This window comes from Aquimarina sp. MMG015, assembly GCF_018100855.1.
Lineage (GTDB): Bacteria > Bacteroidota > Bacteroidia > Flavobacteriales > Flavobacteriaceae > Aquimarina > Aquimarina latercula.
The window spans coordinates 1-24,153 of the sequence record NZ_JAGJEB010000021.1; the positions used below are offsets into that span (position 1 = coordinate 1).

Annotated in this window: 14 protein-coding genes and 1 tRNA gene; 6 read left to right on the forward strand and 9 right to left on the reverse strand. The window is 33.4% G+C overall.

What is annotated here, in order from left to right:
* From J8L88_RS23030 to J8L88_RS23055, 6 genes are all read right to left on the reverse strand, one after another.
* Window positions 1-1,059: polysaccharide lyase (locus J8L88_RS23030; RefSeq protein WP_211062006.1), on the reverse strand; the 1,059-nt coding region annotated here is incomplete at its 3' end.
* Between the two features lie 42 nt (window positions 1,060-1,101).
* A complete protein-coding gene (locus J8L88_RS23035) occupies window positions 1,102-2,964 on the reverse strand; it encodes a polysaccharide lyase (RefSeq protein WP_211062008.1) in 1,863 nt (620 codons plus the stop codon).
* A 79-nt stretch (window positions 2,965-3,043) separates the two neighbouring features.
* Window positions 3,044-6,379, reverse strand: coding sequence for a cellulase family glycosylhydrolase (locus J8L88_RS23040; protein ID WP_211062010.1), 3,336 nt, complete (start codon window positions 6,377-6,379; stop codon window positions 3,044-3,046).
* Between the two features lie 1,074 nt (window positions 6,380-7,453).
* Window positions 7,454-8,368, reverse strand: a complete 915-nt coding sequence (locus J8L88_RS23045) for a PorP/SprF family type IX secretion system membrane protein (RefSeq protein ID WP_118388832.1) — start codon at window positions 8,366-8,368, stop codon at window positions 7,454-7,456.
* A gap of 4 nt (window positions 8,369-8,372) precedes the next feature.
* Window positions 8,373-15,542: a BspA family leucine-rich repeat surface protein gene (locus tag J8L88_RS23050; protein ID WP_211062012.1), complete on the reverse strand. Its 7,170-nt coding sequence runs from the start codon at window positions 15,540-15,542 to the stop codon at window positions 8,373-8,375.
* 345 nt (window positions 15,543-15,887) lie between these two features.
* Window positions 15,888-15,969, reverse strand: a tRNA-Leu gene (locus tag J8L88_RS23055).
* Window positions 15,970-16,125: 156 nt separating this feature from the next.
* Between J8L88_RS23055 and J8L88_RS23060 the strand changes: the two genes are divergently transcribed.
* From J8L88_RS23060 to J8L88_RS23085, 6 genes are all read left to right on the forward strand, one after another.
* On the forward strand, window positions 16,126-17,067 hold the full coding sequence (locus tag J8L88_RS23060) for a ribose-phosphate pyrophosphokinase (RefSeq protein ID WP_108803221.1): 942 nt from the start codon (window positions 16,126-16,128) through the stop codon (window positions 17,065-17,067).
* Between the two features lie 26 nt (window positions 17,068-17,093).
* A complete protein-coding gene (locus J8L88_RS23065; protein ID WP_211062014.1) occupies window positions 17,094-17,714 on the forward strand; it encodes a 50S ribosomal protein L25/general stress protein Ctc in 621 nt (206 codons plus the stop codon).
* An 87-nt stretch (window positions 17,715-17,801) separates the two neighbouring features.
* A complete protein-coding gene (gene pth, locus J8L88_RS23070; RefSeq protein WP_211062016.1) occupies window positions 17,802-18,440 on the forward strand; it encodes an aminoacyl-tRNA hydrolase in 639 nt (212 codons plus the stop codon).
* A 210-nt stretch (window positions 18,441-18,650) separates the two neighbouring features.
* Window positions 18,651-19,583, forward strand: coding sequence for a bifunctional riboflavin kinase/FAD synthetase (locus J8L88_RS23075; protein WP_027393343.1), 933 nt, complete (start codon window positions 18,651-18,653; stop codon window positions 19,581-19,583).
* Complete coding sequence (locus J8L88_RS23080) at window positions 19,580-20,899, forward strand: HTTM domain-containing protein (protein ID WP_211062017.1); 1,320 nt, start codon at window positions 19,580-19,582, stop codon at window positions 20,897-20,899. Before J8L88_RS23075 ends, J8L88_RS23080 begins: the two co-directional genes overlap by 4 nt.
* 38 nt (window positions 20,900-20,937) lie before the next feature.
* Complete coding sequence (locus J8L88_RS23085; RefSeq protein ID WP_211062018.1) at window positions 20,938-22,833, forward strand: ATP-binding protein; 1,896 nt, start codon at window positions 20,938-20,940, stop codon at window positions 22,831-22,833.
* A gap of 33 nt (window positions 22,834-22,866) precedes the next feature.
* Here J8L88_RS23085 and J8L88_RS23090 read toward each other — a convergent pair whose 3' ends face one another.
* The 3 genes from J8L88_RS23090 to J8L88_RS23100 form a co-directional block, all read right to left on the reverse strand.
* Window positions 22,867-23,439, reverse strand: coding sequence for a M23 family metallopeptidase (locus J8L88_RS23090; protein WP_211062019.1), 573 nt, complete (start codon window positions 23,437-23,439; stop codon window positions 22,867-22,869).
* Between the two features lie 93 nt (window positions 23,440-23,532).
* Window positions 23,533-23,691, reverse strand: a complete 159-nt coding sequence (locus J8L88_RS23095) for a hypothetical protein (RefSeq protein ID WP_155839686.1) — start codon at window positions 23,689-23,691, stop codon at window positions 23,533-23,535.
* Between the two features lie 18 nt (window positions 23,692-23,709).
* Window positions 23,710-23,946: a hypothetical protein gene (locus J8L88_RS23100; RefSeq protein ID WP_035085474.1), complete on the reverse strand. Its 237-nt coding sequence runs from the start codon at window positions 23,944-23,946 to the stop codon at window positions 23,710-23,712.
* Between the last annotated feature and the right edge of the window lie 207 nt (window positions 23,947-24,153).

Here is a 24,153-nt window from a genome sequence, read left to right on the forward strand (position 1 = left end):
CGCTCTTAAGGTAATCGTTTCGCCTAAAGTAAACTCTTGGTTATTCGATGATGGATTGGTTAATGCAACTTGTGGTGGTTTGTTATCCTCGCCACCGTCTGGTGGGTTACCACATCCTGTCCAAACTTTAAAATCATCAAAAAACGTATATTCTGTTCTTGGAGAATGCCAAACAGGATCTGTTCTACTTCCTCCACGATAGGTATTCATAATTAAAGCATTGATTTTTAAGCTGCTTTTTCCTGAGTTTCGAATTTTCGCATTGTTATCACGATACGTTTCTACTCCATCAATCCACATGATTACTTTACCATTTTTTTGGCCTGGTGTATTCATTTTGATGTACTGACGGATTGTATACCATTTATCGTCTTTCAGATTAGAAAAAATTCTTTTTCCGTCTCCACAATCTCCATCTTTTCTAGCACTCCCATCTTGTTTTTCGGCAAAGTAACTGTAAAGAATAAGATAAGGTGCATTGGTTTGCGCCCTATTTCTTCTCCACATCAAACGTGCAGACCATCCATTTGTATTGTATTTACATCCAGATGGAATAGTTCCACGACCTGTACTTTCACTATTAATCCCGCTGGTAGAACCTCCCAACCCTGGCAATTTTCCACCAGTAGCCCAGAAAAAATTATCATCAAATTTTACCTTATATTCTAAATACGCTTCATCTACGGCATCAAAATAAGGATCAAAAAGAAAACCACCTGATCTACCTGAGGCATCATTTTTTAAATACTGCGCTCGTAAAGTTCCATTAACAATCCTTGTTTCTTGCGGAGTATTTTCTATCAAATTACTTGCAGCGCCGGGACCTTCTACTCCTCTATATGTAGATGCAGTCCAAGGTTTGACTTTATTATTAAAATCATTTTTGATATCTGCAATAGAGTATCGTCTGTTGTTCCAATTATTGAAATCAACATCGATTATAGTATTACATTGAGCAAAAGTGTCTTGATTATTAAAAAGAAGTGCGATCACTATCAAAAATGATAGCGTAAAAACATTCTTATTTATATACCGTTTATAAACAATCTTTTCTTTCATGATTATAAAATTTTTAATTAGTTAATTAGTTGAGTTTGGTTATTAATTCTTTATTAGTTTATATCTTTTCGATGCTACCTTGAAAGATTTTAACTCGATAAAATAAAGTCCATTCTGTAATGAAGTAACATCAATTGAAATCGATTCTTTCTTAATTGGCTTTATTGATTTAACTTTCTGACTATTTATATTATAAATCACTATTTCGCTAATAGATGGATCAACACCGCTTAGCAAAATTGAACTATTGGCAGGATTTGGGTAATAAGAAAAGGAATCTACCTTTTCTAAATCAGGTTGGGATTTATTATCGCAAGAAGGAAATTCATTAGAATTACTGAAATACAATGTAAATCCTCTAGTCTTAGAAACCATTATAAAATTATCTTGATCTCTAGCAATCCAATAAGAACCGTCTAATCCAGAAATTCCAGAATCATTAATTGTTATTTCAGGACTTGATTGTCCCAACGTATGAGTTACTTTATTTTTAAGATCTATATAATAACTAGGAATTCCATTATTGGTATTGATCGCAAATTGATATAAACCATTATTACCCTCATTCCAATTAATAGTAAGCTTTCTAAAATTGTCTAGTGCAGGTCCATTATTTCCTAAAACATATGCTTCGGAAAAAGATGTTTTGTTTATACTGGAAATACTATTACTTATAGGAGTGTCGAAGGAACAATTATTACTCTCATCCGTATCCTCCTTTTTTACAATAAGTGTAAATATAGTTTCTGAGGTTGCCCCTTCATTATCTGTAGCAACTGCCTTAAAAACATGTGTCCCAACAGACAAGTTATTTACTTCATCTGGATTTGGCGATGAAGCATGACCCCATTCATAAGGAGCAACACTTTCTTGTCTTACAAGAGTATCATCTATATAAAGTTTTACATTACTAATACTTCCATCGACATCAGAGGCATTAACTCTAACATCAAGACTATAACCTTCATCTACTGTAATGTCATTAGAAGGCGTTACAAACGTAACAGCTGGAGGTTGATTTGTATCACCACCATTATCTCCGTCTCCATCATTATCGCTGTCATCTCCTATTCTGGTTGTGGAAACAATGAAATCATCAAAGTAGGCTTCTAGGTCTTTGGTAGGTTGAAAAGTTTCATCACTACCTCCAAAAAAGGTTGATAAATAAATAATATTAAGATGAATATCTTCTTCGTCCGCTTGTCTATAATCTCCATTATCTGTAATATCTATAGCTAAGTCTCCATTTAACCAACCTCTCATAATCCCATCATTTTGTCCAGGAGTATTTAGCTTATTATACATTTCGACATGATTCCATTGCCCTTTTTTAAACTTCACCTGATCTGCCTGAGGTTCTCCGTTAGGTTCTTCATAGGGATCCGTTAAACTCCAATTAATAGAAGCATGCCACCCATCCCAAGTTGGCTCTGTATTATAATGCACATAAAATTCAATAAGTCCATCATATCTCCACATCAATCTCAGTGACATATTTCTTTCTGAAGTCTGATATGCTAAACCAGGTAATTTACCACCTGCTCGAAATTCAAAATCTTCCGGAAAATATATCCAATAACTAATGTATAATTCATCAAATTCGCCTTCTACATCAAACGGTACTTTAGTATGCATACCACTTTCTCCGGTTTTAACCTGTCCTTTAGGATACTTAACATCTAATACCTTACCGTGAGTTTCAAAATCAGAAATATGTACCCTACCTTCATCTGCTCCTTTACAAAAGGAAACATTTAGTGCTTCTTTTATTTGATCTCTATTATATTGCCCAGAGGACAAATGATCAAAATCATATTGATATACATAGTTTTCTTGAGCAAATAAGAATGAAGTAAGGCTCAACAAAATAAATGTAAAACTATTTTTTACGTATTTGTAATTCATGTTGTATGCGTTTTGAATCATTAGAATCATCATCAGATAACTTAGTCAGCTACCTGATGATGATGATTGGCTAATACTATTACTGTTTAGTAAATAGAATGGATTTTCTGAATTTTAATCCTTTAACAATGAGAACATACATACCCGATTTAAGTTTAGAAACATCTAAACCTACTTCTGTATTCTCAATATTCTCTTGAAGTACAATCTTACCTTGCATATCAGCTACTTCTAAAGTAGATTTTTCCTGAGCTATCCCTGTAACGTTAAGTATGTTATCACTAACAGGGTTTGGAAACAATTTAATATTGGTTAATTTATCCTCATCTACCGGTGATTTATCATCATCACAGTTAGGAGCTGTATCAGAGTTACTGAAATAAATTGAGAAGTTTCCACTTTTAGAGACCATAACAAAATTAGTTCCGTCTTTTGCTACCCAATAAGAACCATCTAATCCACTAAAACCTGAGTTGCTTATCGTTACTTCAGGATTACTAGTATTAAAGTTAGTGCTACTAAAAGGTCTAAGGTCTACATAATAATTCGGCACACCGTTATTAGTATTCATTGCAAATTGATACAATCCATTATACTGTGGATTCCAATTAATACTAAATTTTCTGAAATTGCTTAAGGATGGTCCTCCGCTTCCTAACACATGTACTTCTGTAAAAGATACTCCATCAAACGCTGGTAAAGCACCACTAGAAGGAGTTCCAAATGAACAATCATTGCCTCCACCAGTATCTTCACCTGTTACTGTTAATGTAAAGGTGGTCTCGGAAGTAGTTCCTTCATTATCCGTAGCTGTAGCTCGAAATGTATGATCCCCAGCTGCTAAACCAGTTGTTTCTGCTGGGTTAGGTGATGTGCTATGCCCCCATTCATAAGGATCGAATCTTTCTTGTCTTATAAAATTACCATTGATATAAAGTTTTACATTATCTATGGTTCCATCACTATCTGAAGCATTTACTTTAATATACAGGCTACTATATCCTTCATCGATTGTTAAATTACCAGAAGGTGTTTCGAAAGAAATGGCAGGAGGCGTATTATCTCCTCCATTATCGCTAGATACCGTAATATTTACGTTACCAGAAGTTGTTGTTGCTCCATCGTTATCCGTTGCCTTTGCTGTTAAATTATAATTACCTGCTTGCACATTATTTATATTATACTGGTATGGAGATGAAGAATCTTCTCCTAATTTTACAGAGCCGTTATAAAATTCAACTTTTGTTATACTTCCATCTGAATCTGATGCATTAGCTGTTATTGTTATATTATCTCCTTCTTGATATAATTGTCCATTAGTAGGAGATGTAATATTGACACTTGGATTTTGATTTCCCCCATCGTCATCACAAGGAACGATGTTCCAACTTGGGCAAGATTGTGTAACAAAATTCGTAGTTCCATCACTTATAGGGAAATCTGGAGAGTTTGGATTACGCGTATTATTCCATACGTGAATTTCTGAAGGGTCTCCTTGTTTCTTTCTTGCTGTTTGAATTTCGTTAGCTCTACTACCTAAATTAAAAGTATTATCAAAAATTGCATTTCTAAAACCAGTATTGAATCCAGTTCCTCTATCTAAAAAATCAACTCCAGCATTAATAATCGTAGATCCATCCAAATTAAAGGTGTTGTTATATACAAAACCATAAGCTCCTTTAAGATCAATAAAAGCATCTGCACTATTTTCTCCAGATATCCCTTGCGCAGAGAAAGTACAATTACGGATAATTGTATTTTTAGTTCCTTCTTTTACATCGACACCTTCTGCCGTTACATTAGGTCCTACAATACAACCATCAATAATATTATTATTACATTCTCTTTCGTAATCATCATGCTGTCCTTTATCAGATCCCACATATAAACCTTCTCCAATTCCTGGTTTTTTGATACCCACATTATATACTCGACAATCTTTTACAAGGTTAGAACTCGACCCATCTCTTAAATGAATTCCTTCTTCTCCTAATTCTCTAACTGTTAGATTTTCTAGGATTCCATTATTGGCATTATCCAATACAATTCCTTTAGAACCTTCTTCAAAAATTATATTTTTTATTTCCCAATAATCTCCTAGCATGTGCAATACATATCCATCATACTTCCCATTTTCACCTTTTAATATTGGTGGATTGGAAGGGCTTTGTGCTCTCATAATGATAGGTTGCGAAGCTGTACCATTTTTATCTGAAGCAAATCTAGCTGCTCTTCCTCCTATATTAATTTTATCTGGAGCCTCATAGGTTCCTGAAGCAATTATAATTTCATCTCCTGGTTGTGCATTTTGCATAGCATTTCTAATACAGTCTACTGTATTACAATTGATGGTACCACTAGGCCCATCAGGATCTCCTCCATCATCTTCTGACCAGTTTTTTATAAGGTCTTTTATGTAATTTCCTGTTGGTGTTAGTTGATTATTTTTTAATCCATCAATCCCCTTTCCTAATTCTACTACAGAAGATCTTTCAGCTCTTGTAGGATCATTGTTACTAGGTTTATCACTAACTGACCAATTTACGTGGCTAATATTATTGTCTTTGAAAAATTGCATCCATCTTTCCGTTTCTGGAATTTCTAAAGCTCCATCACCACTAGCATCAACCGCTCCCCATTCTGTAACAAATAATGCTATACCATTGTTCATAGCTGTTGTAGCTTTTTGTCTTAAACTATTTGTATGTGTCCCTGAATAAAAATGTAAAGTGTATGCTGTATTAGCATCACTTATTGGATTATTTGATGCTACATCAACATCCTGAGACCAAGTAGGAGAACCTACGATAATAAGATTATCCGGATCTTCAGATCTAATAGCTGCAATTACCGTTTCGGAATAACTTTTTACTATTGACCAAGATTGGTTAATCGGCTCGTTATATACTTCATAAATAACATTAGGTTTATCTCCGTATAATTGTGCCATTTCCTTAAAAAAGTCAGCAGCTTCCGAAGTATATTGTTCAGCTTCATGAGTATGCCAATCTATTATCACATAGATTCCTTCTGTTATCGCTGCATCAATTACTTTTCTAATTTTATTTTTTTGAAAATTAGGACTATCAATGTAACCTGTACCTCCATCCCAGTTTTCTTTTACTCCCATAGCTACGCGGATGATTGAACTATTCCAATCACTGGTAAGATGTGATACGGTTTCGGCATCATAAAAATCCGAAGTATCTCCCGCATTACTCCAGAATAAACTATTTCCAGCCAGACTGACCGGATCATTATTTTTATCAACAATTTGATTTCCTTGTACTCTTAATCTTCCATGTTTCTGTACAACTGTTTGAGCTACTCCTCCTGCCCAAATAAATAATAGTAGTGCTAACCATAAAAAACGGTTTGCTGAAAAATGTTTCTTGTGTGTGTAATACATTTTCATAATTACGCTTGTTTGTGTGTTATATTATTATAAAATGATCTGAAAATATAGGCCTACAGCGTTATTTATATAGGTTCCTATACATCATTATTACTTACCTAAAGAAATCGACAGCTCTATTTAAATGAAAATACAATCAGAGATATTCATCGTAGACGTCTAATCTAAATCAGTATTACAACTACTGAAATATCATATCCGAATGCACTGAAAAATGATTACAGTCATTAGTAACGAGCCAGAAATTCTTCTGGTACGATCCATTATTTAAAATGATATGTCCAAATTCCGGAAGGGTGGGAGATAGAATTTAGATATCGAACTTACTTGCAATTTTATTTAATTCTAATTAATTGGAATTTTTAGTAATTGTTTGTGGGTTCATTAAACTTTACTTAAAATTAATTTGCCAATCTCAAAATCAAACATTTTTATTAATACTCCTTTTCTAAAGGAAAAATTACATGATTTTTATTTACAAGACATCTAAGAAATCAATTTAGACGATCTTTAGTTAACTCTTTTTACTTCTTTTTAGTATTCCATTTTTCTAAAATTTCTACTAGCAAAATGAATACTAATTGCTATAACCTTTTAATTATTCTATTTATACTAAAAAACAATGCTTTTTACTCTTTCTAGCTCTTCTGGGGAAACTATACTATTCGTATTAGCACTATCTCATTTAATAAATTAATGAAAAATTAATTACTTATCAAGATGTGTGTGTATCACAATAAGTCTTAAAATTAATGCATCGTAATATTAGTGTTAAATGCTATTTTAATAATACACTTTTAGGGGTAAATAAATACAAGTATCTGATTATTAGATTTTTAATTTTATAAAATTCAATATAAAAAATGGCATTAACATACCCTCTTTACTTAATAAACACATCAATTAATCAATACTAATTCAATAGAATTTCGCACCAAAAACCATTCTCCATAATTTACTACAGACAAAAGCTGATCTTAGAAATATAATTTATTACCGCTCAGAAGAATCCAGTATAATATTGAGGTGGTCCAGATTATAAAAGATATAATTTTAATTTATCTCTACCCTAGATCAAAATCCTTCTCCGGATTTGTATGTAAGAATAAATCCATTAGTATTATTAAAGGGAGTATCGCTGTTAAAAGCAGTATAACTATATGCAAAACGCCAATTTTTTAAAAAATAGAGTCCTACCAGTCCATTAAACGATGAACTACTCCGATAACCAGCTCCAATTTCTATTCTGTTTTTATAATTTGCAGATACATTAAAATCAAACTGAGCAGGTGCATCTTCCTCAAACTTTACCAACATACTAGGTTGTATCCGTATTTCTTGAAATCTACTGAGATACAATCTATAACCACCATATAAGTAATATGGTGTCTGGATATTTACATTTTGATCAGAAGCAACACTATCAGCAAATAAATTTTGGACAGAAAATCCTACATACAATTTATTGTGATTATAGAGAACCCCAAAACCAAAGGAAGGAACAGTGACATTAACATCATTTTCAAAATTTGGGTCTCCTTGTATATTTAATCGAGATAAATCTTCATTAAAGAAAAGTACTCCCGTAGTTAATCCAAATGATAATACGTTAGGATTATAGTTCCACCAACGTCCTCTATTATAATTCTCGTCCAACAATATTTTGTAAGCATAGGATCCAAATAGCGTTGTCGCGGAAGTGACTCCAATTTGATCACTTATAAAACCTCCGCTTATTCCAACATTATTATCAAAAAGACTTGTATTAAGAATCCCTGAAAACGTTCTTGGGCTTCCCTCAAACCCACTTAGGTATCCAAAATTACTTAAGCTTACCTCTGTATCCGGACTATATCCAGAATGAGCAGGATTAATTAATACTGGATTATAATAATAATCAGAAAACACTGGTGTTTGCTGAGCTTGTATAGAGTTCTTGCATACTAACAAAATAAGTATTGTTAGCACATTATATATATGTTTTGTCATAAAATTATCGTTTTAAAACTAAAAATCCTTTTAGTTTTTTTAGAGAATTACTTTGGGGGATATTAATACTAAAGAAATAGGTGCCTTCTGGCAATGCACCACCACCAAGATTGGTTAGACGATTTGCATCACCTCTAAAAACCCTTGAAGTATTATTGTATCCTGAAATTTCAAATACCATATCTCCCCAACGATTATAAATAGAGACAGTATTTCCAGGGTAATTTTCAATTCCGTCAATTTCCCAGAATTCATTAATTCCATCACCATCTGGAGAAAACCCGTATTTGGTATCATCCTCTACAATAATTATCGGATTTTCTGTGATAAAATTCTCTTCAGAACATCCTGTAGCATCTCCTAATATGTTGTATGGGGTAATAGTTACAAAAATTGTAGTATTCTCTGGTAAATCAATTGGCAAATCAAAAGTTGTAACATTACCAATATCCTGATTATTTATAATATCCGTAACACCAGAACTCGTCCCAACTGTTAGTCTATATCCAGTAGCATCAGAAACTGCATTCCAACTTATGTCTGTATCTACAGAAACATCTGTATCCCCATTTAAAGGATTAGATAATGTAGTACAACTCGGAATCGTTGCTAAAGTCTCTGTAGTAAAACTCTCTTCTGAACATCCTGTAGCATCTCCAACTGCATTGTACGGAATAATAGCAACAAAAATCTCAGTATTCTCCGGTAAATCAGTTGACAAATCAAAAGTAGTTACATTACCAACATCCTGATTATTTATAATATCACTTCCGCCAGAACTTGTTCCAACTATTAATCGATATCCGGTAGCATCAGAAATTGAATTCCAGCTTAAATCCGTTCCTATAGAAATATCAGTAGCGCCATCCAAAGGAATCGATAAGGTAGTACAACTTGGAATCGTTGCAACAGTTTCGGTAGTAAAACTCTCTTCTGAACATCCAGTGGCATCACCAACGGCATTGTATGGAATAATGCTAACGAAAATCTCAGTATTCTCTGGCAAATCTGCTGGCAAATCAAAAGTCGTTACATTACCTACATCTTGATTATTTATAATATCACTTCCGCCAGAACTTGTTCCAACTATTAATCGATATCCTGTAGCATTAGAAACCGCATTCCAACTTAAATCCGTTCCTATCGAAATATCAGTAGCGCCATCCAAAGGAATCGATAAGGTAGTACAACTTGGAATCGTTGCAACAGTTTCGGTAGTAAAACGCTCTTCTGAACATCCAGTAGCATCACCAACAGCATTGTACGGAATAATGCTAACAAAAATCTCAGTATTCTCCGGCAAATCTGCTGGCAAATCAAAAGTCGTTACATTACCTACATCTTGATTGTTTATAATATCAATCCCACCAGAACTTGTTCCAACTGTTAATCGATATCCCGTAGCATCAGAAATTGAATTCCAACTTAAATCCGTTCCTATCCCAACGTTAGCAGCTCCATCTAAAGGAATCGATAACGTAGTACAACTTGGGATCGTTGCTATAGTTTCTGTAATAAAACTCTCTTCTGAACATCCTGTAGCATCACCAACTGCATTATACGGAATAATGGTAACAAAAATCTCAGTATTCTCTGGCAAATCTGCTGGCAAATCAAAAGTCGTTACATTACCTACATCTTGATTATTTATAATATCACTTCCGCCAGAACTTGTTCCAACTATTAATCGATATCCTGTAGCATCAGAAATTGAATTCCAACTTAAATCTGTTCCTATCAAAACGTTAGTAGCTCCATCTAAAGGAATCGATAAAGTTGTACAACTTGGAATCGTCGCTAAAGTCTCTGTTGTAAAACTTTCTTCTGAACATCCTGTAGCATCTCCAAAACTATTATAAGGAACTATTGTAACAAATATTTCTGTCCCTTCTGGCAAATCAGCTAGTAAATCAAAGGTAGTAACATTACCAACATCTTGATTATTTATAATATCCGTGGCTCCAGAACTTGTGCCTACTGTTAATCGATATCCATCCGCATTAAAACTGCTGCCCCATGTTAAATTACTACCTATTGCAATGTCTATAGCTCCATTTAAGGGAATAGTAAGTGTGGTACATGCTGGAGGATCATTTAGTGTAGATTCTCCTGTTCTAAAACTTTCTTCCATACATCCAACCGCGTCACCAACATCATTATATGGTATAATTGTTACATAAAAAGTTCTGTTTTCAATAAGATCCGTTGGAAAATCATATATAGTTACATTTCCTACGTCAATACTATTCGCTATTTCAATACCGCCTTGAGTGATTCCTACAGAAACCAAGTAACCTGTGGCTCCATCAACACTATTCCAACTTAAATCTGTATCGATTGCTACATTAGTTGCTCCATTTAAAGGATCCGAAATCGTAGTACAAGAAGGCACAACAGGAATCAACTCTGTAGTAAAACTTTCTTCTGCACATCCAGTTGCATTTCCTTCTTCGTTATACGGGGTTATAGTAACGAAGATTTCGGTATCTTCCGGTAAATCATTTGTCAAATCATAAGTGGTAACATTGCCAACATCTTCATTATTTAAAATATCATTCCCACCTGTAGATGTACCTACTGTTAAAAAATAACCATCAGCATCAGCAATTGCTTGCCAAGAAACATCGGTTGTTATAGTAACATCAATAGTTCCAGCCAAAGGAGTTACCAATATTGTGCAATCTGGCACCGTAGCAGGATTTGTTGACAGAAAAAATGTTTCGGCAACACAACCTGTGGCGGTACCTTCGTCATTTCTAGGCTCTATAAGAACTGTTACGCTAGTAGAACCGACAAGTTCATTAGCCATAAATTCATAAGATTCTGTAGTAACAGTTGCATTAATTATGGTTCCACTTGGTTGAAGCGTAATTGTAAGCACATATTCAGTTGCATACAGAACTGGTTCCCAAACAAGGTTTGTATTTATTGGCACATCTACATCGCCGTTTTCAGGCGATGTTAGCTGTGTACATACTGGAATCGGACAATCCCGAATATCATCTGTAAAAATCCATCCATAGGTATCGATCATGGATTGTCTTTCATCTATACTATCACAATAAAGCAATGATTCTGCACCTAAATTAATTCCTGTAGTCAATGCCTGTTCTGACCAAGCAATTAATGTACTATCATAATTTTCTCTTGTTAATGCAGTATTATCCAACATATCTAACATATTGCTAACGCTACTTATATTCCAATCACCGAGAAACTGATCAAAGGCCGTAGCATTTTCTAACATAGATTGCATACTAACACTACCTATATTCCACATATTCATTTCTTGATTATAACTACTGGCATTTCTAAACATATAATCCATATTCTGAACTCCACTAACTCTCCAATTATTTAATAATCGATTGAAAGAAGTAGCTCCATCAAACATATATGCCATCGTATTTACTCCTCTTACATTCCAACTGCTAATAGCTTCATTAAAAGAAGTAGCACCCTGAAACATTCCTTCCATCGTAGTTACCGAAGCTACATTCCAAGAATCCATTGCTTGGTTATAAGATGTAGCGTTTCTAAACATTTCTTCCATAGTCGTTACAAAAGAAACGTTCCAAGAATCAATATTTTGATTAAATGCAGTAGCGCCACTAAACATTTCTTGCATATTCTGAACCTCTCCTGTATCCCAACTATCTAATGATTGATCAAATACAATTGCATCCTTAAACATAGAATCCATATTTGTTACCACAGCAACATCCCAAGGATTCAAATTCTGATTAAAAGCTGAAGCACTTTCAAACATAGAAGTCATAAGTGTTACAGAACTCACATTCCAATTATCGATGGGTTGATTGAATGCATTAGCTCTTCTAAACATAGAAGTCATGTTGGCAACTGCACTTACATTCCAAGCATTTAATGGTTGATCGAATGCTTGGGCATTTTGGAAAGTAGAAACCATACTTACCACAGAATTTACATCCCAATTATTAAGTGGTTCATTAAATGCCAAAGCATCCTCAAACATGGACTGCATAGTGATTACATTGGTCACATTCCAAGAATTTATATCTTGATTAAATACAGAAGCTTCATGAAACATTTCTGACATATCTGTAACATTTCCAACATTCCAATTATTTAGAGGTTGATCAAATTGAGGACAATACGCAAACATTTCTCTCATATCGGTAACATTGTCTACATCCCAATCGTTTAAAGATGCATTAAACTCCATATCTAGAAAAAAACCATTAAACATCTCTGCCATATTAGTTACATTGCTAACATCCCAAGCATTTAAAGATTGATTAAAGATCAATGCTCTTTTAAACATTCCTGCCATATTGGTTACGTTGCTAACATCCCATGAGTCCATAGGAGAATTATATAGTCTAGCACCCTCAAACATTGATGCCATATTTGTTACCGACGAAACATCCCAACCATTAATATTTTGAGTAAAACTAGTTGCAGATCTAAACATACTTGACATAAACTCTACATTAGATGTATTCCAAGCATCCAAAGGTTGATTAAAACTAGTAGCGGCAGAAAACATTCTCGACATATTCGTAACATTATCAACGACCCAATTGTCCAGAGGTTGATTAAAAGCAGTGGTACGATTAAAAAGACCACTCATATCTGTAACATTACTCACATCCCAATCATTAATATTTGCATCAAATAAAACAGCCCCATCAAACATCTCGTTCATACTTGCCACCTGTGATAAATTAGGTATGTCCGTAGCATTGTAAATCATATTCTCGCAATCATTACAGGCTTTTTCCATAGATAGATATTCGAATGTTCCCCATCGATCAATAGAAAGTACTTTTTCGCCATCTCCAAAAACTCCAAAATAAGGATTAGGGAACTCTCCTATAATGGCTACATTATATATTCCAGGAACATCATACGTATGGATAATATCAGAAGTTACATTATTATCATATTCTCCATCTCCCCAATCGATATTTATATTATAGGTAAAATCATTATTTGTTTCTACTTCAAATTGATCTAAAGGTGTTGTAGCAAAACCATCTATTCGGGTATCAATCTGTATTCTATATGCATTAGGGTTATTTTGCCAAGAGGATACTACCGAAAAACTTATTTCATCACAGTTTTCTGCAGGTCCTTCAGCATTATAAGGAACGACGGTAATGTATACAACATCTCCATCCAGAAATTCATTAGTAAACGTGATACGAGTAACATTTCCCAAATCTTCATTGTCATAAATCACTTGTGTAGCACCACCGTTTTCTCTTCGTAAACTTACTAAATAACCCGTTGCTTGCGGGGCAGCATTCCATACAATATCAGAATTAGCTGGCACTCCTGTTGCACCATCTAAAGGAGAGATTATTTCTGTACAAAAAACATTGGTACAATTAACAATATCACCTGTAATAGTCCAGTTAAAATTATCTATTAGTTCTTGCCTAGCAATTCTACCATCACAATAACGAATATTTAAGGCTCCCAAAGAAACATTTGATTGCACTGCTTGTGATGCCCATCCTATCAAGATATTATCATAATTTTCTTGCGACAAACCCGAATTAGACAGCATATTACCCATTTGCGTAACCGAGGTAATATTCCAAGAAGCTAAATTTTGATTAAACATTTGGGCTCCACTGAACATTACATTCATATTAGTTATGTTTTGAGTATCCCAATTTGTTATGTCCTGATTAAAACTTGTTGCTCCACTAAACATTGCTTGCGTATTCGTAACAGTAGATATAGCCCAATTGTCTAAAGGTTGGTCATAAATCGTGTTACTTGCAAACATTGTTGACATATTTGTAACGCTAGATACGTCCCAATCATTAATATTTTGGTTAAATGCTGACCAACCAAACATACCTGAAACATTTACAACAGCAGATGTATTCCATTGATCTAAGGGCTGATTAAATGGTGTAGTAAAAGAAGTATTTCCACCAAACATTCTAGACATAGAAGTTACAGAACTCACATCCCAATCATTTAATGGCAGATTAAATAACGCTCTATTAAACATTGAATTCATAGAAGTAACCCCGCTTACATCCCATTGATCCAATGGTAAATTAAAAACTGTAAAAAAGAACATCGTATCCATATTGGTAACTGAAGATACATCCCAATTATTAATAGGCTGACTAAAATTACGATTAACAGAAAACATTGATGACATATCTGTTACAGCTGAAACATTCCAATTATCTAAAGGTTGGTTAAAATTAATACATGAGAACATCCCGGACATATCCGTAACATTATCCACTATCCAATTATTAATATTTTGATTAAATGAATTAGCATCATCAAACATCTGAGACATATTGGTAACATTAGAAACATTCCAATTATTTAGAGGATTATTATATGCACTAGCATCAAGAAACATTCTTGACATGTCGGTAACATTTGACACATCCCAATTATTGATATTTTGATTGAAACGTTCAGCATCATCAAACATACCTTGCATGTTGGTTACCGTTGCTGTATTCCAGTTATCTAAAGGTTCATTAAACAATTCTGCATCCCGAAAAGTTTCGGACATATCAGTTACATTTATTACATTCCAATTATCTAAAGGCCTATTAAATATTTCTGCGTCATAAAACATTCCCGAGATATCTGTAATTGTACTTATATCCCAATTATTAACAATACCGTTAAACGAAAGACACCCCCTAAACATATTTTTTAGCGAAGTTGTTTGAGACAAGTTTGGAGAATCTATCGCGTCAAAATTAAGATTTCTACATCCATAGAAGGCATTCTCCATGGTTAACCATTCTATAATTCCCCACTCCAAAATTTCTATAATCTTTTCTTGATCTCCTGAATTATTAAAATAAATAGCTGGAAAATCACCACTTATTTTTACAGTATATATTCCAGATGTAGCATAGGTATGAGTAATATCGGTTGTAATACCAGTGTCCGAAGATCCATCTCCCCAATCTACTGTATAATTATAGGTATATGCCGGATTAGTAGGAATCGTTATTTCATTATCTAAAGAAGTTCCTGGTTGTGTTGTATCCCAAATCGAAGTAAACTCTCCAACAAAACTGGTAAACTCAGATTTTTCTATAGTATATTCTAAAGAATATCCACCAAATAAAGGAACTATTAGCAAACTATAACTCAGCAAATACAGTATGGTACGTAAGTGTATTTTTTTTATCATAAGAAATTTTTAAAATCAATTTTTCCTTGTAAACCAAATTAAAATCAACCATTGCTAGGGATGACCTTATATTTACGCAAACAAAACTATGGTCTCTTCTTACCCCAGACAACCCTGAAAACCGTTGTTTTTAATTTAGTTTCCAAAATGAATCTAAATTGCATGAACAAGATTCATTTCATTTTTATCAAAACTATGTATTAATGTTAGTGAAGACGTTTCAAATTATAATTTGAAACCTATAAATAATGTTTTTGATGTTCTTTTCTTGCACAAAAAAGGATAGAAAATATTAAAATTGAGTATTAAAAAACCTGACAAACATCTATTTATCAGGTTTTTTTGTACTCAAGGTGGGAATCGAACCCACACTCTCGAAAGAACTGGATTTTGAATCCAGCGCGTCTACCAATTCCGCCACTTGAGCAACTTTGAATGAATTGGACGGCAAAATTAAAAAAATATTTTATCACATCCATTAAATAAGTAATAAAATACGAGCCAGAGTAGAAATAAATTTTTAAATTTGCACCTTGTTTTTAGAAAATAAGTTTTAACTCATTACAAAACAACATTTTACCCTATGCCTAATTTAATTACAGAAGCAAAATTTTTTGCTTGTAACCAAAGTACTGAACTCGCAGAACAAATTGTGAAAGCATATGGTGCGAAATTAGGTAAAGTCATTACATCTACCTACAGTGACGGTGAGTTTCAGCCTTCTTTTGAAGAATCAGTAAGAGGGTCTAGGGTATTTATTATTGGATCTACACATCCAAACTCAGATCATTTAATGGAAATGTTGTTAATGTTAGATGCTGCTAAAAGAGCTTCGGCAAGACATATTACTGCTGTGCTTCCATATTATGGATGGGCACGCCAGGACAGAAAAGACAAACCAAGAGTTCCTATTGCTGCAAAGCTTATTGCTAAAATGCTAGAAACTGCAGGTGCAACAAGAATCATAACTATGGACTTGCACGCTGATCAAATTCAAGGATTTTTTGAAAAACCAGTAGACCATTTATTCGCATCAACTATATTTTTACCTTATTTACAATCGTTAAATTTAAGTGATTTAACAATCGCTTCTCCTGATATGGGTGGTTCTAAGAGAGCATACGCATATTCTAAGGCTTTACAAAGCGATGTAGTTATTTGTTACAAACAACGGGCTAAGGCCAATGTAATTTCTCATATGGAATTAATAGGAAATGTGACCGGTAAAAACGTAGTGTTAGTAGATGATATGGTGGACACTGCAGGTACACTTACTAAAGCTGCTGATCTTATGATGGAAAGAGGAGCAAAAAGTGTTAGAGCAATATGCACACACCCTATTCTTTCTGGAACAGCTTATGAAAAATTAGAAAACTCGAAATTAGAAGAATTAATCGTAACTGACTCTATTCCTCTAAAACAAAAAAGTGATAAAATTAGAGTAATTACTTGTGCTAATTTATTTGCAGATGTTATGAATAGAGTTCATAACAATGAGTCTATTAGCTCTAAATTTATAATGTAAATTAATAATTATTAATATATTTTAAAATGAAGTCATTAACAATCAATGCATCTCAAAGAGAAAGCGTAGGCAAGAAAGCAACAAAAGCCTTACGTAATGCTGGACAGGTACCTTGTGTTATTTATGGTGGAGACACTATTATACACTTTGCAGCGCCAGAAATTGCTTTTAAAAACTTAGTGTATACTCCAGACGTTCATACCGTGGTAATAGCGTTGGATAATGGTACAAAAATCAATGCTATCTTACAGGATATTCAATTTCACCCTGTAACTGACAGAATTTTACACATCGATTTTATTCAGATTTTTGATGATAAGCCAATCACTGTAGAACTTCCTTTTAGAACTACAGGAGCTGCAAAAGGAGTTCTTAACGGAGGAGTATTACGTTACAACTTAAGACGTATTAAAGTAAAAGGTCTTGCTTCTAATTTACCTGATCTAATCGAAGGAGATATTACAAACCTAAAAATAGGTAACAAATTATATGTGACTGATGTAGCTAGCGAAGATTTCTCTATTCTACACCCAGAAAACACTGTAATCTGTATGGTTAAAACTTCTCGTACCGCAATTGTGGATGATGAAGATGAAGATGAAGAAGGAGAAGCAACAGCTGCAGAAGCACCAGCTGCTGAAGCATAATCTTTTCTTTACAGAGATAACAATCAAAAAGCATTCTGATTCTATTTTCAGAGTGCTTTTTTTTATTTTTACAGAAAAGAAACACCAATGTTCTCTCTATTTAGAAAAATATTCTCTAATCAAACTCAAAATACAAAAGAAGAAACCCAGGAAGATCTCATGAAAAAATTTCTTGTTGTAGGTCTTGGTAATATTGGACCTAAGTATCATAACACTCGTCATAATATTGGCTTTAAAATTCTTGACGCTCTAGCAAAAGAAGAAAATCTTGATTTTGAAACCGAGAAGCTTGGCGATGTGACAACTTATAAGCACAAAGGACGCACCATCTTACTATTAAAGCCTAATACATATATGAATCTTAGTGGAAAAGCTGTAAGATATTGGCTAACTAAAGAAAAAGTACCTATTGAGAATCTTTTAGTTATAACTGATGATATTAATCTTTCTTTCGGTACCATTAGAGTTAAGGCAAAAGGAAGCGCCGGAGGACACAATGGACTAAAAGATATTGAGACACAACTTAATACATCAAAGTATTGTAGATTTAGATTTGGTGTTGGAGCAGAATTTAGCAAAGGCAGGCAAGTGGATTATGTTCTCGGAGAATGGAATTCTGAAGAAGAAGCTGCTATGCCGGAACGATTAGATAAAGGAATTGCGCTTATCAAATCCTTTGTTAGCGCAGGATTAGCTAACACAATGAATACCTTTAACGGAAAATAAATAGTAGATCTCACAACATTTGCTTAATTTTATAGCTAACAATTCTTACTACCAAGACATTGTAATAAGAATTAGATAAATGTAGATAAATCCTACACGGTTTTAATTAAAATAATCTTCTTGAAACAAAATACATATACTCAATTGAAAGTAATTATCGCGTACAATTACGAATTCCGTTTTACTAAAAAAATAAATAAAAATTAACGGATGAAACGTTATACCGACGCTAACACATATGATAATCACACTCCATCGGTTGTTACCATTGGAACTTTTGATGGTGTTCATATTGGTCACAAAAAGATAATTGAACGATTAGTAGATGCTGCTAAACGCGATAATCTAGAATCTGTTATTCTTACCTTTTTCCCGCACCCAAGGATGGTTTTGCAAAAAGATACAAGTATAAAACTCATTAACACAATTGAAGAGCGAATACAAATTTTAGAAAAAACTGGGTTAGATAGTTTAGTAATTCATCCATTTACAAAAGAATTTTCTCGTCTTTCTGCAAAAGAATATGTGGAAGAAATGTTGATAAACAAACTAAATGTTCGCCACGTAATTATTGGCTACGATCATCGTTTTGGACGCAATCGTAATTCCAACATTACGGATCTTGCTTCTTTCGGAATTCAGAATGATTTTACTGTAGAAGAAATCTCCAAACAAGATATTGATGATGTTGCTGTGAGTTCTACTAAAATCCGAGAGGCTTTACTCGAAGGAGATATTATTAAAGCGAACAAATACTTGGGGTACAATTTTATGCTAACTGGCAAAATAATAAAAGGCAAAGAATTAGGACGCAAACTGGAATACCCTACAGCCAATCTTCATATAGAAGAGGATTACAAACTAATTCCAAAAAAAGGAGTGTATGTTGTAAAATCCCATATCAATAACAAAATGTATTTCGGGATGATGAATATTGGGAATAATCCCACAGTAAATGGGACACATCAAACTATTGAAACTCATTTTTTTGATGCGTCATTTAACCTTTACGAAAAGAAAATACAGATCGAAATACTCATTCGTATTAGAGATGAGAAAAAATTCGATTCTATCGAAGATTTAAAAAATGCAATGCAAGATGACGAAGATTTTTCTAGAGATTACATAAATTCTACGGTATGATCAATCGTTGGTTATTTACACAAATAGACAATAGTGCTTTAATAATCTTTAGAGTATTTTTTGGGTTTCTAATTACTGCAGAATCTTTTGGTGCTATTCTTACCGGTTGGGTTAGAAGAACTCTTGTAGAGCCTCAATTTACCTTTAATTTTATAGGATTAGATTTTCTACAACCACTTCCAGGAAGCGGAATGTACTATTATTTCGCCCTTATGGGAGTTTTCGGAATCTTTATTATGATAGGTTTTAAATACCGCTGGAGTATGATTTCTTATACTATTCTTTGGGCTGGTGTTTATTATATGCAAAAAGCTTCTTACAACAATCATTATTATCTCCTGTTATTACTGTGTATTCTTATGAGTACATTACCTGCCGGAAATTATTTTTCTTTAGATGTTAAGAAAAATCCAGCACTTAAACGAATCTCTATGCCTAGATGGTGTATTCTATTCATAATAGTGCAGTTATGGATTGTTTACACATATGCTTCTGTTGCTAAACTATACCCAGATTGGCTAGACTTTAGTGTAGCTAGAAACTTAATGTTATCTAGAGCAGACTATCCTATTGTTGGAGAAGTATTACAACAAAAATGGGCTCATGTAGCTATTGCATATTTTGGAATTTTATTTGATTTACTAATCATCCCCTTACTGCTATGGCGAAAAACGCGCTTAGCGGCATTTATTATTAGTATCTTTTTTCATCTTTTTAACTCTATTGTATTTCAAATTGGAATATTCCCATACTTATCATTAGCGTTTACGGTCTTTTTCTTTTCTAAAGAACGTATTCATAGTCTTTTTATGCCTAAAAAAGAGTTCTACTCAGCAAATGAGTTAATTGTTCCATCATACAGAAAATTATTAATCCCAGCATTGGCAATTTGGTTTATAATTCAACTTACTTTACCAATTCGTCATTGGTTTATTCCAGGTGACGTTTTATGGACAGAAGAAGGACATAAGCTAAGCTGGAGAATGATGCTACGAGGCAGATCAGGATATACTAATTTTTATGTAGAATTTAATGACAATACTTGTAAGAGAGTTAAAATAGACAAGAATCAGTATTTATCAAAAAAACAACGCCGTATCGTAAACACAAAGCCTGATGCAATCTGGCAGTTTGCTCAATTTCTCAAAAAAGAACACCAAAAAGAAGGAAGAGATATAGCTGTATATGTAAAAAGCAGAGTTTCTGTAAATCGTAAAAAATCGAGGGTACTAATAGATCCAGATGTTGATTTAACAAGTGTAAAATGGAATTATTTTGCGACTAATCCCTGGGTTATTAAATATGACAAAGAATAGGTGTTTTTATATTGATAACATATCTTCAATGTAATATTATGGGTATTTTAATTAAGAGGTTTTTAATATTAATTATACTAGTTTCATTTTCTAGCAAGGCTCAGGAAAAGAAAGACTGGTATTCTTCTTTTGGAAAAATCCCTAATACAGTAGACAAATATTACTATAAGAATCTAAAAAATGCAAAAGATCTTCTAGAAAAAGTTAAGTTTATTGATACGATTGCCGCAATCCATATAGAGTCAGGAAATACAGACTCTATACTGCATTACGGAGAACTTCTAAAAAACGAGATTCTTATAGAAAAGGATAATTTTTCTGATTACAATCTCTATCTATCCAAGTCTTATAATATCCTTGGTAAAGGTAAACTAGAAAAAGGGTTATTTGATGATGCAATGAAACATCATTTAGATGGTATTGCTATTTCTTCGATTTCCGAAATGAATAGGATGCATTATATTCATCAATTAGGGTTAGGAACAGTGTATTTGCATCAAAAAGAATATGACACAGCTTTATCTGTATTCGAAACTTGTATTCAAAAAAGCAAGGACAATGATGTCCAAGTACTAGCAAAAAAATTATCTGCAGACGTATTCTTTTTCAAGAAAGATATTTCTAAAGCAAAATCCACATATCTTGAAGTTTTAGAAGAATTAAAAATTTACGAAAACAATAAAATCCGACTAGAGACTCAATTAAAACTTGGTAGAATTGATTTTTTTGAAAATAACCTAGAACACGCGCTCGAGTATTTTAGATCTGTAAAAGACATCGCGTTAGAAAGTAAATTCTATGATCTCTATATAGATGCGGTGATACGAATGGGAATCGTTTATTACAACCAAGGGCATGTTAAAGATGCAGAAATGATCCTGTCCACTGCCTACGTAAATACTATGCAATGGAATAAACTTGAGCTACAAAGAGATGTTATTATGGTACTTAAAGACATTAAGGTAGCGGACAAAGATTATGAAAATGCTTATAATTTGATGACTCAATATTTATCTATTTCTAACCAAATTCTTAAGAATCAAAATAAAGCGATTGTAAAGGAGATGGAAGTTAAGTATCAAACTTTACAAAAGGAAAAAGAAATTCTATCACTTAAGGAAGAAAAGCTACTTAAGGAAAGTGAACTTAAAAGACAACGAACTATTAAAAAAGCATTCCTTATAGGGTTTTTGGTAGTATTGCTACCAGTAATAGCATTGTTATTTGTATACTTCCAAAAATTAAAAACACAAATTGAATTAAACAAATCTCAGAAACAAGTCAATTCTCAAAAAGTTCACGGGTTGATGAAAGACCAAGAGCTCAACCTGATAAATGCCACTATGGATGGCCAAAACAAAGAACGAAAACGTCTTGCACGAGAATTACACGATAGTATAGGGGGAAATTTAGCTAGTATTAAATTGCAACTTTCTAGCTCTAATGACAACGGAACGTTACAAACAAAAATTATAAAACAAATAGATGAGACTTATCATCAAGTCAGGGATTTATCACATAATCTAGCTTCCAAAAAGTTTCAAAACAATGGTATTTCTACGCTAATAAAGGAGTATGTAAATAATATTCAACAAGGAAGTAATCAAAACATATCCTTCAACCCTCATCCAGAAGAAAAAATTAATGAAATTGAAAGTCCTTTAAAAGAGGAATTATTCAAAATCGTTCAAGAACTATTAACCAACACCCTTAAACACGCTAAAGCTGATCATATAGATATTTATCTAAATGAATACCAAACTTCTTTACAGCTTCTCTTTGAAGACAACGGAATTGGTTTTGACACCGCTAAAATAAAAGACGGAATTGGTTTTAAAAATATTAGAAACCGACTAAGTCCTCTATCTGGTAAAATGATGATAGATTCCACGGAAAATAGAGGCACCGTAGTTAATATAGAAATCCCTGTATAAAATCAAAAAGCACGTAAGAATTCTAATTCCACTTTACTTTCTAAACCATGTATCCGGGTTTAGATAAAACATTTTACGATTTCCTTGTATAGCATCTGGGTCTCTTAACCACCAATAAGGAAAAGGTGTTGTAACAGCATAATGTAGATGAGGTGGCTTCCCTTTAGTATTTCCTACCGTTCCTAGTTTTGTACCTACATTAACAGGTTGAAAAGGAAAAGCATCTACTTGATCCAAATGCGCATAATAGTGAAATCTCCATTTAGGACCCAAAACCATGACTGTCTTCCCTCCTTTTCCTCCTTCATAGGTATACATCACAATGCCGTGCGTAGATGAAATTACATCGGTGCCTTTTTCCTTGAAAATATCAATCCCTTTATGCGTGACTGAACTTCCCCAAGGATATGCCCAGAACGAATGGTCATCCCAATCCTTTATAGTAGCTCCTTGTACAGGAATTATCATTTTTTGGGGAACCAAAAATCCTAATCCAATTACAACCAAAGGGATTAATGTAAATTTTCGGGTTCTTTTATTTCGATATAAAGACCCAATAAAGATTAAGAGTGAGGTTAAAAAACGACGCGTAGTACTGGTGATCATATATTAAATATACGATATATACTCTTAGCCATTGAGTCAATTAAAACTAAAAAAACGAGGCTCCCTTTTCAGACAACCTCGATAATCATTAATTTACAACAAACAATTCCCCATAAAACAGCGAACTGGACACCATTGATTAGTTGTATGTGAATTACCTCCTGCACACCAGTAGATATTCCCTTTTCCGTTAATTTGTTGTTGTTCCGATTTGCTTAACGCTTTACCGAAATCTAAAATTGATTTTTTCATGATTAAATTAATTTTACATTAAACACAGCACATTCCATTTTGTACACTTCCTAAACAACGACCTCCTGGAAAAGGATCTCCCCATGCAGTACCATTTGCAACAAATGAACACTCGCTACCATTTACAAATTCTCCTCCTTCTAAAATATAATCCGAAGAACAACCGCACGCCACAAAACCTCCTCTTCCTCCGTGAATGTCTTTTTGTTCCGATTTGCTAAGTGCTTTCCCTAAGTTTAACAATGATTTTTTCATAAGTAAATAATTTAAAATGATTAAGTCCTTGAACATTTTACGACACTCAAGGTTTGTGTCAATACATTTATACAACCGGTAGTTATTTTTATATTTTCATTATTTCTAGTCTATAATAGCTGTGGATTCATAAAACTGCTTTAATAAAAGCATGTTTTCATATAAACCTATGATGAAATTCATAAGAAAGATGACTTTGTTTTAAAA